A 14,994-nucleotide genomic window follows, 5' to 3' on the forward strand; every position below is an offset into this window, starting at 1 on the left:
GTCATGAAAATTTTATCCATTCGAATAAAAAATCTGGCATCTCTTTCTGATGAACACTTTATTGATTTTGAAAGCGCGCCTCTCGCCCATGCAGGTCTCATTGCGATTGTGGGAAAAACTGGTGCTGGTAAATCGACTATTTTAGATGCCATGTGTCTGGCTTTGTTTAATCGGGTGCCTCGCTTGAAAGACAGTGATGGTAAATTAAAAGATGTTGATGGTTCTGAGTTACTCACTAACTCACCTTTAACTGTCTTACGCCGTGGTACAGGACATGGTTTTGCTGAGCTTTGCTTTATCGCACAAGATCAAAAGCGCTATTTGGCTCGTTGGGAAATTAAACGGGCACGTGAAAACCCAAATGGTAAATTACAAAGCGTACAGCGCCACTTAAAATGCTTAACCGATGGTGTCGTGCTTGCTGATAAAGCCAAAGCGGTTGATGAAAAAGTTAAACAAATTACCCAGCTTTCTTTTGAACAGTTTACGCGTGCTGTATTACTTGCCCAGTCAGAAGTAACCGCATTTTTAAAAGCAAGAGACAGCGAACGCGGTGAGTTACTCGAGTACCTAACCAACTCCAGTATTTTCGCCAAAATCGGTGAATTGGCCTTTCGTAAAACAGCCGATATTGCAAAGCAGCGTAAACAGTTTGAAGAGTTCTTAGGCCACATTGAAATTTTGTCTGATGAAGAAATTGCTGCATTTACCGAACAATATCAGCAGGCCGAACAAAATCATCAACAGTTAGAACAACAAAAAAATGTCTTAGACAAACAACAACAATGGTTTGAACGCAAAGCAAAACTTGAACAAGAAGTTCAAGCTAAACAGCAACAATTTCAAACTCAACAAAATCACCATCAGCAATTGGCTGGTGAGCGTGAGCAATTAAAACGACTCGAAGTTTTCTCTGAAATACGCCCACAAGTTTTTCAGAAATCTCAAATTTTACAAACATTGCAACAGCTTGAGCCGCAAATTCAGCAAGCGCAAACCAAGTTTAATGAGTTGGTGCAAATTTTTGAAACGGGGCAAAAACAATATCAACTCGCAGAACAAGAGCTCAAACAAACACTCGATTTTGAGCAACAGCATCAATATGCTTTAAATCAAGTTCGGCAGTCCATTCAGGAACGTGCTTTTATTGCTGATGAATATAAAAAGTGCAAAGAAAAGAAAAATGTACTTGAGCAGAAACTCAGTCCAGTGCAACAACAGCAAAACACTGTGCAACAGCAGATTGTACAGCTTGAGCAGAACAAAATTCATCTACAACAGCAGCTTACTCAAACTCAGCAATATGCGGTATTAGATAAGGGCCTTTCAGCGCATCTGCATCAGCTCGGGCAATTTATTCAAAATTACGAAGCAATTGAACAACAGCTTGGCAATCCTACCCTTGCCCGCCAAAAATTATCGGAAGCTAAAAGTGAACTCGAACAACTCACAGCTTCACTCGGCACAGTTGAACAAATTGAGTTAAAACTTGAGCAACAGCGTAAAGATAAAGATCAGAAACTTGCTCAAATCACTCAGTTAGATCTGATTCAGCAAAAAATAAAAATTTATCATGAGCTATATGCTGAGCTTCAACAATTCAACGAAAAACATACTCAAACCTCCGCGCAAGAAGAACAGCTTAAAACCGTTTGCCAGTTAGCTGAACAAGACTACCAAACAGCAAAAACTGAACGTGAAAAGTTACAGCACATTTTGCAACAGCAGCGTTTACTACACACTGAAAATATTGAGCAGTTACGGGCCAATCTTAAAGAAGGCGAAGCTTGTCTAGTATGCGGAAGTACACATCATCCCTATCGTGTTGATGACAGTGCAGTCTCCAAAGCCTTGTTCGATTTGCAGCAACAACAAGAGCAGCAAGCTGTTGCACTCGAGCAAACTAAATTTAATGCATGGCAAACCCAGCAACATGCACTTACCCAGTGTCGTACCGAGCTTGAGCAAGTTCAGAAATATCTAGCTCAACTTCAAACAAAACAATCAAGCTTGCAACAAGAGCTTGAGCAAACGTTTAAGCTCAATCAATTACATATTGAGCTTAATCAAGCTCCTGAGCAGATCTTGCTAACGCTGAACGAACTCAGACAAGCTGCGCAAACTGCCATAAATTCATTTGACTCAGAAAACTTGCGTTTAACCCAAGCGATTAAACATCACAATCAACTGCTGCAATCTATTCAGCGCAATGAAAGCTTGCTCAATACGGCACAGCAATGGCAACAACAAGTTCAACATATTGTTGAGTGTTTATCTGAAGCCGAACAGCACGCATGGCAGCAGTCGAGTAGCCAAACGGCTAAGCAGACTTGGACTATTCTTGATGCACGCGCTAAGCAGCTTGAGCAACAAGAACAGCTTTCACATCGTTTTGAACAGCAGCAACAAGAACTTAAAATGTTGACTGCTAACTTTGAACAAATGGCCAAGCAAATTGATGAGATCGATCAAAATCTCCAAGAGATTACGCTTAAAGGCCAACAAAATAATGAAAAAGCGGTGTCGCTCATTCAGCAAATGACGGGCCTCTCTGATATTAAACCGCACGAATGGCTAATTGAGCATGACGTTAAACGTCAGCAACAACAAACGGCGTATCACGAGGCTAAACAATGTTTTGAACAAACTAGACAGCACTTTGAGCAGCAAAAACAAGCACTCGATCAGCTTAAGCATCAACATCGACACACTGCGGAGCACCAGCAGCAGATTGATGAACAAATTCAAAACTGGTTAAAAGCCCATACTGATTTTCAGGCAACTGATCTTACGGCGCTCATGCAAATCAATTCCGCCCAAGAGCAAGACATTCGTAACCGTCTTAATCATGCCGAGCGTTTATTAAGTGAAGCCTCTTCTGCACTTAAAACCATGCACGAGCAATTGAGCGAGCACTTACAAACTCAGCCAGATATTGAATATGAAAAGCTTGTTAGCCTTATTCAAGACAATATTGCACAGCTCAAAACCCAGCTTGAAGTACGTGATCGACTTAAACTTAAACTTGAAGTGCATCAGCAAAATCTAGCTAAGCAGCAACAATACGCCGAGCAAATTCAAAATATTCAGCAAGAAGAACATCGCTGGAGCAAAATTTCAGGTTTGATTGGTGACGCCAAAGGTAAAGAGTTCCGCGACTACGCTCAGCAATATCACCTAGATATTTTAGTTGAACATGCCAACCAGCAATTGGCGATGCTGTCGCAACGTTATACGCTAAAACGCCTAGATCAGTCTTTAAGCCTTGCCATTATTGACCATGACATGGATGGAGAAACCCGCTCTGTTGCTTCTTTATCTGGCGGTGAGTCGTTCTTAACTGCACTGGCCTTATCTTTAGCGATTGCCAATATGGCATCGGGGTCAATGAAAATTGAATCACTGTTTATTGATGAAGGCTTTGGTACTTTAGATGCCTCATCTTTGCACATGGTCATGAATGCTTTAGACCAATTGCAAAATCAGGGTCGTCAGGTCATTCTCATCTCACACATTCAAGAAATGCATGAGCGTATTCCTGTACAAATTCAGGTAAAACCACTCGGCGCAGGTGCAAGTACCATAGAAGTAGTAGGTTAAAACTAAAAAGCCCCGACATCCTGTCGGGGCTTTTTTAGATTCTGCGTTGGTATAACTCCTGTCGTACCTGTATGCATCCATTCATCACTGTTTATTGTTATTCTTAGAAACATCCTGTTTCCTGATGAGTTCATAATACGAAAAAAGCGTTGCCTGCCATAGCCGCAAAAGGCCGCAGTTTCTGTAAGATAAAGCTTACATCACCTTTTTTGCGAATAGTCTCTAGCACCAAATAAGGCTGTTCCTACACGAACCATGGTTGAACCAGCCGCAATTGCAGCTTCTAAATCACTCGACATTCCCATACTTAAAGTGTCCCAATCCTCTGGGTGGGCATGTTGGTCTTTCACAGCATCAAACAAGGCTTTAGCATCTGCAAAAGCGGCAGTATTGTCAGGCGCTGGAATGACCATTAAGCCACGTAACCTGATTTTCGGTAGTTGACTCATTTGACCAACTAACTCGGCAACTTCATCTGGTACACAGCCATCTTTACTGTCTTGCCCATCAATATTCACTTGCAAACAAATATTAAGCGCAGATTGATCATCACCACGCTGGTTAGATAGGCGCTCGGCAATAATTAAACGATCTACACCATGTACCCAATCAAATTTCTCGGCCAAATGCTTCGTCTTGTTGCGTTGAACATGACCAATGAAATGCCATTCAATGCCTAAATCCTGTAAAGCTTCGACTTTATCTAAAGCTTCTTGCAAATAGTTCTCGCCAAATGCTCTTTGCCCTGCTGCATACATTTCACGCAAACTTTCACTTGGATGTGTTTTCGATACGGCTAAAAGTTGTACGGTTTCAGGCGCACGTTGAGCATGTTCACAAGCACTTTGGATTTGCTGTAATACGTGCTGTCGCGCATCTTGCAGGTAATTCATTGACAAGGTTCTCATTTTCAAAAAACTTTTTTGCTTTTCACCTAAAGCGAGGTGTTGGTAAGCCTCGGTGAAAGCCGTATATTATTCTACAAAATAATGACATATTTTGATTTACTTGGGGAAATTATGGATATTACAGAGCTACTCGCCTTCTCTGTGAAAAATGGCGCGTCCGATTTACACTTGTCTGCTGGCATGCCGCCAATGATTCGCGTGGATGGTGAAGTCCGTCGCATTAACTTACCTGCTCTAGATCATAAAGATGTTCATCGTTTGGTCTACGACATCATGAATGATAAACAGCGTCGTGACTACGAAGAAAAACTCGAAACTGACTTTTCTTTTGAAGTGCCCAACGTTGCTCGTTTTCGTGTTAACGCATTTAACCAAAACCGTGGTGCGGGTGCAGTGTTTCGTACCATTCCGTCCAAAGTACTCACCATGGAAGATTTAGGCTTAGGTCAAATCTTTAAAGACATTTGTGACTATCCACGCGGTATTGTATTAGTTACGGGTCCAACAGGTTCTGGTAAATCGACTACACTTGCAGCGATGATGGACTACATCAACGAAAACCGTTATGACCACATTCTAACGGTTGAAGACCCTATCGAATTTGTACATCAGTCTAAGAAATGTCTCATTAACCAACGTGAAGTGCATCGTGATACACACGGCTTTAATGAGGCACTACGTTCAGCACTGCGTGAAGACCCAGATATTATTTTGGTCGGTGAGATGCGTGACCTCGAGACTATTCGTTTAGCGCTTACTGCTGCCGAAACAGGTCATTTGGTGTTTGGTACGCTGCATACCACTTCTGCTGCGAAAACCATTGACCGTGTAATTGACGTATTCCCAGCCGAAGAAAAAGACATGGTTCGTGCCATGCTGTCTGAATCTTTACAGGCTGTTATTTCACAAACCCTGCTTAAAAAGAATGGCGGTGGCCGTGTCGCAGCCCATGAAATCATGATTGGTATTCCTGCAATTCGTAACTTAATTCGTGAAAACAAAGTCGCGCAAATGTATTCAGCTATTCAGACTGGCGCAAATCATGGCATGACCACCCTCGACCAAAGCTTAAAAAATTTGGTGTCTCGCGGTGTGATCAGCCCTCTAACAGCTCGTACTGCTGCCAAACAGCCTGAATCATTCCTATAAAAATAACTAGAGAATAAATATGGATTTTAATGACCTACTCAACCTAATGGTTGAAAAAAAATCATCCGACCTCTTTATTACAGATGGCGTTGCACCATCGATGAAGATTAACGGGCAAATTGTTCCCATTTCAAAAAATAGTCTTTCAGGCGAAATTATTGGACAACTATTACATTCCATCATGAGTGAAAAACAACGCAAAGAATTTGCTGAGACTCGTGAATGTAACTTTGCCATTATGAACCGTGATAAAACTGCCCGCTTTCGTGTCAGTGCTTTTCAGCAACGCGACATGCCAGGCATGGTATTACGTCGAATTGAAACTAAAATTCCTTCAATTGATGACTTGCAATTACCACCTGTGCTTAAAGATTTATCGATGACCAAACGCGGCATCATTATTTTTGTAGGGGCAACAGGTACAGGTAAATCGACTTCTTTAGCTTCAATGATTAGCTATCGGAACCATAACTCTAAAGGTCATATCATTACCATTGAAGACCCGATTGAGTTTATTCACGAACACGCTGGCTGCATCATTACTCAACGTGAAGTCGGAATTGATACAGACTCATTCGAAATTGCCTTAAAGAATACTTTGCGACAAGCACCCGATGTAATCTTGATTGGTGAGATTCGCTCTCGTGAAGTTATGGACTACGCGATTGGCTTCGCCGAAACAGGTCACCTTGTATTAGCCACAATGCATGCGAACAACGCCAACCAAGCACTTGACCGTATTATTCACTTCTTTGAAAGTGACCGTCATAGCCAGCTCTACATGGATTTATCACTTAACTTAAAGGCCATGATTGCACAGCAACTTATTCCAACGCCTGATGGTAATTCGCGCCGTGCAGCGATTGAGATTCTCATTAACTCACCACTAATTTCAGACTATATTCGCAAAGGCGAAATTCATGAAATTAAAGATTTAATGAAACGCTCACGTGAACTCGGTATGCAAACTTTTGACCAAGCACTGTTTGATCTTTATAAGTCAGGCCAAATTACGTACAAAGATGCATTAAAACATGCCGACTCACCAAACGATTTGCGTTTAACAATTAAGCTTGCCGAAGAAAGTCCTGATCAAATTGCAGGCACAAATCAGCATTTAACCTTCGACCGACAGTAATTTCTTCATAAAAAAAGGAAGGTTAAACGTAACCTTCCTTTTTTATTTGTTTTCTTTGTGTGAAAACGATTATTTCTTGCGCAGCACTTCCTGACATTCAGGTTCGTTACAGTAACCGTAGAGATTTAATGAGTGACCCGTTAAGGTAAACCCATGTTGCTCTGCTACAGCATGCTGTTCTTTCTCGATAATATCATTAGTAAATTCAATAACTTTATTGCAATTATGGCAAACCAAATGATCGTGGTGATCTTCTTGCATAATTTCAAAAACAGAATGATTGTTTTCAAAATGGTGGCGCTGAATGATACCCGCAGCTTCAAATTGTGTTAACACACGGTAAACTGTCGCAAGGCCGACATCTTCCCCTTGTTCTAACAAAGTCTTGTAAATATCTTCAGCGCTAAGATGATGTTGTTTTGAATTTTCTAATAATTCCAAAATCTTAATTCGTGGAAGGGTAACTTTAAGTCCAGCTTTGCGCAAATCTTGATTGGAAATAGGCATGAAAAAAGGTCTCTCAACAAATCTCAAGTTGGAATAGGCAATAGAATTTAGATGAAGTATGATCTATCCTTTGATCAAATGCATCATAATTTATTGGGATAGTGTAGCAAAATGCAAAAACTCGTGCTGACGTTATTAGTCACTTCACTCCTTGCTGGTTGTTCAATCTTTGGTGTGTATAAGGTTGATATTCCTCAAGGGACTCCATTGACCAAAGCTCAAGCCTCTCAAGTACAAGTCGGCATGAATTTCCAGCAAGTGCGTTTTTTGCTTGGTAGTCCAACAGTGACTGATCCTCTAAATCCTCTACGTTGGGACTACATTTACAACTATATCCCGGGAACTTATGCTAAAAAAGCTAAAATCCCCGCAGCACATGGTCAGCATTTAAAAATTTACTTTGATGGAACTGGTACTGTAACTAAAATTGAAGGTTTAGAAACTATTCCAGAATCGCAACCAGGTTTACCTGCTTCTAAAGAAGCGATTTTAACTGCACCACCACTATAATCGTTTTTTCTAATAAAAATAAACCCCTCAAGTGAAATACTTTGAGGGGTTTTGTTTATGGGGCTTATTGCTTAAAGCGATTACTTTTAATATATCGCCCCACAGGGTTTTTCTCAGCGCGTTTACGACGTATATCTTTGGGATTGATCGTTAAAGGTCGATAAACCTCAACTCGATCACCAGCTTGCAAAATCGTATGTGCTTCAACTTTTGCACCAAAGATGCCAAGTTGTAATGGCTCAGGCAAACTGACCTGTGTCTGCAAACCACTCGTCTCAACTGCTTGTAATGCAGTCATACCAGCTTCAAATGGAATAGCAACTAAAAACTGTTGCTCTGGAGCTGCATAAGCAACCCACACTTGCTGAGCTTTTTCCATCAGATCATTTGTCCAATTACCGCAATCATGGCAATCACAATTGAAAGCGGCAATACAATACGTACCGCAATGCGCCATAAGTTATAAAACAACTCATTGCTAAAATTCATAGATTTACGCAAATGGCTAATTTTCATAATCCAGCCAGCAAAAATGGCATAGATCAAGCAAATAAGTAATCCCCAAAGCATCAAAATCAGCGTAAAGATGTTATGAAGCTCAGGCACAGCCCAAACAGCAATCGCTACAACAATAATCACCCACTGTAAAATAGGCATAAGCTGACGCTGAGCAAGCTGCTCTCTAGCCAATTGGACAAATAATGCTGTTGTCATTACTGCGGTAAAGATCCAAGTAAAAACAGGAAGCTGTGCTTGTAAAGAAAAGAATCCGAAGGCAATCACAGCAATTAACTGAGCTAACCAGATTGGAAGAACAGTTTTCGTTGCTCCTTCTTGTGGCTGAACAGCACCTACACTATTTTGCCAGTAAAGCCCTAAGCCTAACCCACTCGCAACAAGTGCAAGTACAGTTGCATTACCCCACTCTTTAAACTCAACATTAGTCCAATGCCAAGGCTGTAAAGTCGTTCCCATCGTGTTAGCTAAAACAAGAGAAGCAATTACACCAATCGTCATCAGTAAAATTAAAATCTGACGTGGAATAAGGGATAAAATGAGGGCCACAACAGCAAAGCCAGCAAAAACGAGTTGCCCTGAAACACTATTATTAAGCTGTGTAGTCAGTAAATTGCCAGCGGTACTTAATACATTACCAGCTAAAAATGGAATAAAAATAACTGCAAGCCAGCCAACCAAACGCCATTTTGGGGAACTATCTGCTTCACGAGTTAAACTTGATAAAGCATTTAAGGCTGTAGTCTTCGACCGTTTTGCTAACGCAATTTCCAAATAACAAACTGGTAGTGCCAATAACAACATTGTGCCTAACCACAATAACCAGAAATCGAGTTGACGATCAATCTGGATGCCCATCGTGGGTGCCAATGTCGCCATAATGATGAAAGATAAGCAAAACGCCATCAGGGGCGATAACCATCGTGACATAGGTATGTCCTGCATTATGCATTCCTTGAAAAAGACTAGAGATATTTTGCCCGTGTCATGCTTGAAAATCAAAGTTTGCTCAATAAAAAAAGCAAACTACCGAAACGATAGTTTGCCGCGCTAACTGAAATTATGATTTATTTTTATTTCAGGTTATGAGAAAAACCGAGCAAACCAGTTTTTCCCTTTCTTTTTTTCTTTTTCTCTAATAATTCCCATCATATTTTCTTTTACTGCCCCCACATAATCGGCATCGTCATGTTGAATATGGTTAATTAACCATTTAGCCAAAATTTCTTGTAATTCGGCTTCAATTGTGTGACCCATTTCAAAACGTTCACGATATAGCTCTATTTTTTTAATAAACAAATCATGTACACGTTTATGAGGTACACGATATTTATAATCAGCTTCCTCTTGCAAACTCTCTTCGAAAGTAAAATGTGATTGCGTATAATCGATAATATTGTCTAAAACATCCTTAATACGACGTCTATCCTCTTCATCTTTTACATCATCAATCTCATTAATATAATCAAGTATTCGTTTATGTTGCTCATCAATAACATCAATACCCGTATTATATTCTGAAGCCCATTTCATTTTCATACATCTCCCCAATGATGCTTAATGATTGTTGCATAAACTGTATGATATATTTAAAGAATATAAATAAAAACAAACCTAATTTGTCGGCTTTAGCTTATAAAAATTATATTCAACACAAGTTATTGTTTTTGTATGATTTAATTAAAATTAACCAACTAAAATAATAAAGTATTTTTTAAACAAACTATTTTTACATTAAATGAATAAAATATATAAGCTTCCTTGTTTATATATTTTAAATCTATTTTATATTAATACTGATCTGCGCGCGTAATACGTTTAAGTTCAGGATTTTCTTGTTCACGTTTCAATCTTTCTACAAAAGTAATCGCCTTTTTAATTGGTTTACCATGTTGAAATAAAATCATTTCACCAGGTTGATATGCTGTCCAATTTTCATTATGTGTTAAAGGTTCTGTAGTTATTACTGCCACACGGTCTTCAGGTGTGGTTACCTGACTAAAATCGACTTCAACATCTAAATCAATTAAATGAGCATGATTAAATGGATATTCACGAACGAGCCAATGTAACTTAGTAATGGCATAACTAAATAATGCCTTACCATTAGATAGGCAATAATTAAATGTACCGTATTCTGCAATTTGCGGAGAAATCTTTTCTAATACTTCAAATATTTCATCAAGACTTGGTTCTTCATAACCAAATGCTTCAACCAACTGATCAAGCAAATAGCAAAAAGCTCGTTCACTATCTGTGTTGCCCACAGGTGTAAAACGCCCACTTAAGGGCGGATTAAAGTCATGTAAATCGCCATTATGAGCAAAAATCCAATGCCGTCCCCACAACTCTCGAATAAATGGATGAGAATTTTCTAAAGTAATTTTACCTTGAGTGGCCTTACGGATATGAGCGATCACGTTACGTGATTTAATAGGATAATTACGAATGAGATCGGCAATTGGAGACTCAACTGCCGATTGGTTATCAACAAATAAGCGGCACGCCTTATCTTCGAAAAATGCAATGCCAAATCCATCACTATGATCTGAGGTAATTCCTGCACGCTGTGAAAAACCACGGAAGGAAAAAGTGATATCCGTTGGTGTTGCACAATTCATTCCTAATAGCTGGCACATATCGCTTTTTAAACTACTTCTAATTACCCCATCTGCTCTATTGTGCATGAGAGTAAAAGTGCTTGCAAATCTCAATATGTGCTGGCTATTACAAAATAGAAAATATGATTAACGCTGCACCATTTTATTCATAACAAATGAGGTCGCAACTTTATTCACCTCAAGAAATACAAAATAATCCAAACAGTTAAACTCTTCATCAAAAAATGCCTGTTTCGATAGTTTTGACTGCATGCTCAGATACATTTGGAACAGCTTTGGCATACGTTCATCTTGTGGAAAGCTAAACTCAGGATATTCAGGTTCATAGATTTTTTTTGAACGGATATCAATCGTTTTACTTTCTGGTAACTGCTGAATCTGGCGATGCGTGTAGTACGCTCTAGCCAAATTATCTTGCAAATGAATACTGACACAGCCCATTAAATATTTAGCACGCATTGACCATAGCACTTTGGGTGCAAGGTTTAACCACAACATAGATAACGCTTTACCATTACGGAAGCGGGGATGTACACAAGTACGGCCTATTTCTAACACATTTGGTAGATGCGATAGCTGAGGAACTATATCAAACTCATGTGCGCTGTAACTCTGTGCTATTTCATGGCCTTGAAATAGTTTTAGACGCGTGTACGCTACAATTTCTCCAGTCCACTTTTCACGTAAGACTGCGTGCTCACAACCAAAATCGTAAATATCTTGGTCTAGGTTATCTTCAAACTTGATTCCGAATTGTTGACTAAATTGTTGTGCACGAAACCGTTGTACATCTTGTAATTCTTTTAAATTATCAACCCACTCAAAACGAAATTGCGTCTGATTTATTGCTTTATGACGATTTAAAGGTAAAGTCCAGGTTTGGCGATATTGATTAAATTTTTCCAGCATAATGAACGCTCCTAGTGACACCCCTTACACTAGTCAAAGCTCATGACAAAAAAATGACCAAATTAAAATGGTATAAAAAAAGACCACCTAGAGTGATCTTTTTATTAAGAATAACGGATTTCTTAAGCTGTTTTAGTGCGGTTAGAAATCAGCGTTCCAACACCATGATCAGTGAAGATTTCAAGTAATGTGGCATGTGGCACGCGACCGTCAACAATATGTGCACTCACAACGCCGCCTTTAACAGCATCAAGCGCACAGCCTACCTTAGGAATCATACCGCCATAGATCACACCTGTTTCAATGAGGCGATCAACTTCTTGTGTCGTAAGGCCAGTTAACAGATTTTTATTTTCATCAAGCACACCGCTAATATTGGTGAGCAAAATTAATTTCTCAGCGCCTAATGCTTCTGCAACCTTACCTGCAACTAAATCAGCGTTAATATTATAAGTATTGCCTTCTTCATCTACACCTAGCGGTGCAATAACTGGAATAAAGTCACTTTGGGTGAACATTTCCAATACATCTGTTTTAACGCCAGTCACTTCACCAACCATACCCAAGTCGATATGTTTGATAGAACCATCTTCTTCCTGCTTTTCCATAAGCAATTTGCGGGCACGAAGTAAATTGCCGTCTTTACCTGTTAAACCAATCGCACGTCCACCGTGTTTATTAATCAAATTAACGATTGATTTATTTACGCTCCCACCTAACACCATTTCAACCACTTCCATAGTTGCAGCATCAGTTACACGCATACCATCAATACGGTCAGATTCACGGCCTAACTGCTTTAAGAATGAGTCCACTTGTGGCCCACCACCGTGAACAACAATCGGATTTAATCCTACAGTTTTAAGTAAAACAATGTCTCGAGCAAATGAACTTTCAAGCTCCGGATCAGTCATTGCGTTGCCACCGTATTTCACCACCAGCGTTTTACCAGTAAAGCGTTGAATATACGGCAAAGCTTCAATCAAGATTTTTGCTTTGTCGACACCGATATGCTGATGTTGTGGCATTACGCCTCTCCTTACTTAGGCCTCTGAAAGTTCTTGTGCAATTTGCGGATAGTGTTCTTGTAACATATCCACAAATTTTTGCTGGATTTCCTTTAATCGTAAAGGATTATCTGCATCAAATCGTACTGTGAAGTATTCACCAGTATTTGATGCTCGAATAATGCCAAAACCATCATCAAAATCAAGACGTACGCCATCGATTTTACTAATACGTGCCCCTAAACGATGACTTAAAATCTCAATATCTTGTAATACATACTTTGGATCGGACTGATAAGTACCAATATAGGTATCTTCTGTACAACATCTTTCTGGATATGGAGCAAATAATTCAGAAATTGTTGTAGCACTCGATTGAGTAAAATACTCCATTACTCGTAATGCGGCATATAAACCATCGTCGTAGCCAAAACCACGGCCATCATTAAACACATAATGACCTGCATATTCTCCACCGAAAATGGCACGCCCACCCGACTGAGACAAATAAGCCCGTAGGAAGCTACTTCCCGTGCGGATCATTTTTGCCTTTCCACCGAGTTTTTCGACAGTCTCTTGAACCATACGTGAACATTTCACATCAAAAACAATCTCTTGCTCTGGATGCTGCTCAAGGCACATTTGCGCAAAAAGCGACAATAAGCGGTCTGCGGTCAATATCTGTGCTTTTTCATCGACTAAAACAACGCGGTCTCCATCGCCATCCAAAGCAATACCAATATCAGCCTGCTGCTCGACCACGGCTTTTCGCAAGCTAATTAAATGAGCTGCATGTGATGGATCTGGTGCGTGATCTGGAAACTCTCCATTTGGATTAGTGCGTAAAGCAATGACTTCACACCCCATTTTTTCTAAGATTAGTTTTGAACAATGCCCAGCTGAACCATGCAAACCATCTAAAACAACTTTTAAAGGACGTTTTAGCTGAATATCTTTAAAAATGGCTTGTTGGTATTGCTGGCAAAATTCAGCCTTAAATTGCGGTAAGGTTAACTCAAGTACAGAAATTGAATGGCTTGGTACATAAGTTTGGGCTTCTTCACCCACCTGTTGAATCATTTCCGGAGACGGCGGTTCGCCTTTTAAAATCCACTTAATACCATTATCAGATTTTGGGTTATGGCTTGCTGTCACCATAATGCCATTGCCACCAAAATCTCGTGCAATGTAGTACATCATTGGTGATGAACAGCAACCAATATTAGTCACTTTTAAACCTTGTTCTATTAAAATTTCTTCAATTAAGTGTGCATAGGCTGGGCTTGTGAGACGGGCATCATAGCCAATCACTAATTGAGTTTGCTTTGCTTGTTTGTATTGTTGTGCCAATCCGTAGGCAATTGAACGGACAACGTCCGTGGTTAAGTAAGAAAGTTTGCCTCTAATATCGTAAGCACGAAAAATACTTTTTGGAAATGAGTGTCTTACATTCATAGCGTATCTTCTATTTAAAGATCAATTCGATCTATCGCAAAAACATAGATTATTCAAAATTTTTGAAAGGTTTGTTTGCTAAAAAAGTTAAAAGAATATGAGTAAAGCGTGTTGTAATATAATCCATTGTAACATTCAAGATATAAAAAGAAACGCCTGTTCAACAGGCGTTTGATTTTCGTTAATATTTTAGAAAAACTTACTGTTTACCTGTATGACCAAAGCCACCAGCGCCACGTAAAGTTTCTTCAAATTCTTCTACTTGCTCAAATTCAGCTTGTACGACTGGCACTAAAACGTACTGTGCCAAGCGCTCACCTGGTTCTAAACGGAATGTAGTTTGACCACGGTTCCAAACTGAAACCATCAATTCACCTTGATAATCCGAATCAATCAAACCAACTAAGTTGCCAAGCACGATACCGTGTTTATGACCTAAACCTGAACGCGGTAAAATTAAACCAGCAAAATTTACATCATGAATATAAATTGCCATACCTGTTTTAACTAAAACAGTTTGTCCTGGTTCAATATCAATTGCTTCATCTAAACAGGCACGTAAATCTAAACCCGCTGAACCTGCTGTTGCATATGAAGGTAAAGGCCATTCTTTACCTAAACGCGGATCGAGCAATTTCACTTGAACTTTCATGGGATTTCCTAAAAATTAAAAA

General features: G+C 39.6%; 14 protein-coding genes. 4 read left to right on the plus strand and 10 right to left on the minus strand.

The window, feature by feature from the left end; all coding sequences use genetic code 11:
• The first annotated feature begins 3 nt into the window (after positions 1-3).
• Positions 4-3,600 (plus strand): AAA family ATPase, encoded by a 3,597-nt coding sequence (locus KTJ10_RS10380; protein WP_262441966.1) that lies wholly within the window; start codon positions 4-6, stop codon positions 3,598-3,600.
• Between the two features lie 200 nt (positions 3,601-3,800).
• Here KTJ10_RS10380 and KTJ10_RS10385 read toward each other — a convergent pair whose 3' ends face one another.
• Positions 3,801-4,493: a YggS family pyridoxal phosphate-dependent enzyme gene (locus tag KTJ10_RS10385; protein ID WP_262441967.1), complete on the minus strand. Its 693-nt coding sequence runs from the start codon at positions 4,491-4,493 to the stop codon at positions 3,801-3,803.
• A gap of 126 nt (positions 4,494-4,619) precedes the next feature.
• Between KTJ10_RS10385 and KTJ10_RS10390 the strand changes: the two genes are divergently transcribed.
• The gene (locus KTJ10_RS10390; RefSeq protein WP_262441968.1) at positions 4,620-5,657 is read left to right on the plus strand and encodes a type IV pilus twitching motility protein PilT; all 1,038 of its coding nucleotides are present in this window, start codon (positions 4,620-4,622) and stop codon (positions 5,655-5,657) included.
• A 19-nt stretch (positions 5,658-5,676) separates the two neighbouring features.
• The gene (locus tag KTJ10_RS10395) at positions 5,677-6,795 is read left to right on the plus strand and encodes a PilT/PilU family type 4a pilus ATPase (protein ID WP_032037409.1); all 1,119 of its coding nucleotides are present in this window, start codon (positions 5,677-5,679) and stop codon (positions 6,793-6,795) included.
• A 69-nt stretch (positions 6,796-6,864) separates the two neighbouring features.
• Here the strand turns inward: KTJ10_RS10395 and fur are convergent, their stop codons facing one another.
• Positions 6,865-7,302 (minus strand): ferric iron uptake transcriptional regulator, encoded by a 438-nt coding sequence (gene fur / locus KTJ10_RS10400; RefSeq protein WP_016141990.1) that lies wholly within the window; start codon positions 7,300-7,302, stop codon positions 6,865-6,867.
• 111 nt (positions 7,303-7,413) lie between these two features.
• On the opposite strand from fur, the gene KTJ10_RS10405 reads away from it, so the two are divergent.
• Entirely contained in the window at positions 7,414-7,812 is a 399-nt protein-coding gene (locus KTJ10_RS10405; protein WP_002121740.1) for an outer membrane protein assembly factor BamE, read from the plus strand.
• A gap of 64 nt (positions 7,813-7,876) precedes the next feature.
• Here the strand turns inward: KTJ10_RS10405 and KTJ10_RS10410 are convergent, their stop codons facing one another.
• The 8 genes from KTJ10_RS10410 to dut all read right to left on the minus strand — a co-directional run bounded on the left by KTJ10_RS10410 (position 7,877) and on the right by dut (position 14,972).
• Positions 7,877-8,191 (minus strand): RnfH family protein, encoded by a 315-nt coding sequence (locus KTJ10_RS10410; protein WP_086264827.1) that lies wholly within the window; start codon positions 8,189-8,191, stop codon positions 7,877-7,879.
• The gene (locus KTJ10_RS10415) at positions 8,191-9,258 is read right to left on the minus strand and encodes a hypothetical protein (protein ID WP_262441969.1); all 1,068 of its coding nucleotides are present in this window, start codon (positions 9,256-9,258) and stop codon (positions 8,191-8,193) included. Before KTJ10_RS10415 ends, KTJ10_RS10410 begins: the two co-directional genes overlap by 1 nt.
• A gap of 153 nt (positions 9,259-9,411) precedes the next feature.
• Complete coding sequence (locus tag KTJ10_RS10420; RefSeq protein ID WP_002121698.1) at positions 9,412-9,867, minus strand: bacteriohemerythrin; 456 nt, start codon at positions 9,865-9,867, stop codon at positions 9,412-9,414.
• Positions 9,868-10,118: 251 nt separating this feature from the next.
• Positions 10,119-10,967 (minus strand): class II glutamine amidotransferase, encoded by an 849-nt coding sequence (locus tag KTJ10_RS10425; protein WP_262441981.1) that lies wholly within the window; start codon positions 10,965-10,967, stop codon positions 10,119-10,121.
• Positions 10,968-11,075: 108 nt separating this feature from the next.
• Positions 11,076-11,858, minus strand: a complete 783-nt coding sequence (locus KTJ10_RS10430) for a GNAT family N-acetyltransferase (RefSeq protein ID WP_002121744.1) — start codon at positions 11,856-11,858, stop codon at positions 11,076-11,078.
• A gap of 122 nt (positions 11,859-11,980) precedes the next feature.
• On the minus strand, positions 11,981-12,886 hold the full coding sequence (gene argB / locus KTJ10_RS10435) for an acetylglutamate kinase (protein ID WP_002121716.1): 906 nt from the start codon (positions 12,884-12,886) through the stop codon (positions 11,981-11,983).
• A gap of 15 nt (positions 12,887-12,901) precedes the next feature.
• The gene (locus tag KTJ10_RS10440; protein WP_262441970.1) at positions 12,902-14,320 is read right to left on the minus strand and encodes a phosphomannomutase/phosphoglucomutase; all 1,419 of its coding nucleotides are present in this window, start codon (positions 14,318-14,320) and stop codon (positions 12,902-12,904) included.
• 199 nt (positions 14,321-14,519) lie between these two features.
• Positions 14,520-14,972: a dUTP diphosphatase gene (dut, locus tag KTJ10_RS10445; RefSeq protein ID WP_002121799.1), complete on the minus strand. Its 453-nt coding sequence runs from the start codon at positions 14,970-14,972 to the stop codon at positions 14,520-14,522.
• Positions 14,973-14,994 lie beyond the last annotated feature (22 nt).

The sequence above is a fragment of the Acinetobacter sp. WU_MDCI_Abxc222 genome (assembly GCF_025514755.1).
GTDB classification, from domain to species: domain Bacteria; phylum Pseudomonadota; class Gammaproteobacteria; order Pseudomonadales; family Moraxellaceae; genus Acinetobacter; species Acinetobacter geminorum.

What these genes read in the sequence shown, in the direction of transcription:
- KTJ10_RS10380 (WP_262441966.1), top strand. Translation starts at nt 4, where the DNA reads ATGAAAATTTTATCCATTCGAATAAAAAATCTGGCATCTCTTTCTGAT.
- KTJ10_RS10385 (WP_262441967.1), bottom strand. Translation starts at nt 4,493, where the DNA reads ATGAATTACCTGCAAGATGCGCGACAGCACGTATTACAGCAAATCCAA.
- KTJ10_RS10390 (WP_262441968.1), top strand. Translation starts at nt 4,620, where the DNA reads ATGGATATTACAGAGCTACTCGCCTTCTCTGTGAAAAATGGCGCGTCC.
- KTJ10_RS10395 (WP_032037409.1), top strand. Translation starts at nt 5,677, where the DNA reads ATGGATTTTAATGACCTACTCAACCTAATGGTTGAAAAAAAATCATCC.
- fur (WP_016141990.1), bottom strand. Translation starts at nt 7,302, where the DNA reads ATGCCTATTTCCAATCAAGATTTGCGCAAAGCTGGACTTAAAGTTACC.
- KTJ10_RS10405 (WP_002121740.1), top strand. Translation starts at nt 7,414, where the DNA reads ATGCAAAAACTCGTGCTGACGTTATTAGTCACTTCACTCCTTGCTGGT.
- KTJ10_RS10410 (WP_086264827.1), bottom strand. Translation starts at nt 8,191, where the DNA reads ATGGAAAAAGCTCAGCAAGTGTGGGTTGCTTATGCAGCTCCAGAGCAA.
- KTJ10_RS10415 (WP_262441969.1), bottom strand. Translation starts at nt 9,258, where the DNA reads ATGTCACGATGGTTATCGCCCCTGATGGCGTTTTGCTTATCTTTCATC.
- KTJ10_RS10420 (WP_002121698.1), bottom strand. Translation starts at nt 9,867, where the DNA reads ATGAAAATGAAATGGGCTTCAGAATATAATACGGGTATTGATGTTATT.
- KTJ10_RS10425 (WP_262441981.1), bottom strand. Translation starts at nt 10,967, where the DNA reads ATGTGCCAGCTATTAGGAATGAATTGTGCAACACCAACGGATATCACT.
- KTJ10_RS10430 (WP_002121744.1), bottom strand. Translation starts at nt 11,858, where the DNA reads ATGCTGGAAAAATTTAATCAATATCGCCAAACCTGGACTTTACCTTTA.
- argB (WP_002121716.1), bottom strand. Translation starts at nt 12,886, where the DNA reads ATGCCACAACATCAGCATATCGGTGTCGACAAAGCAAAAATCTTGATT.
- KTJ10_RS10440 (WP_262441970.1), bottom strand. Translation starts at nt 14,320, where the DNA reads ATGAATGTAAGACACTCATTTCCAAAAAGTATTTTTCGTGCTTACGAT.
- dut (WP_002121799.1), bottom strand. Translation starts at nt 14,972, where the DNA reads ATGAAAGTTCAAGTGAAATTGCTCGATCCGCGTTTAGGTAAAGAATGG.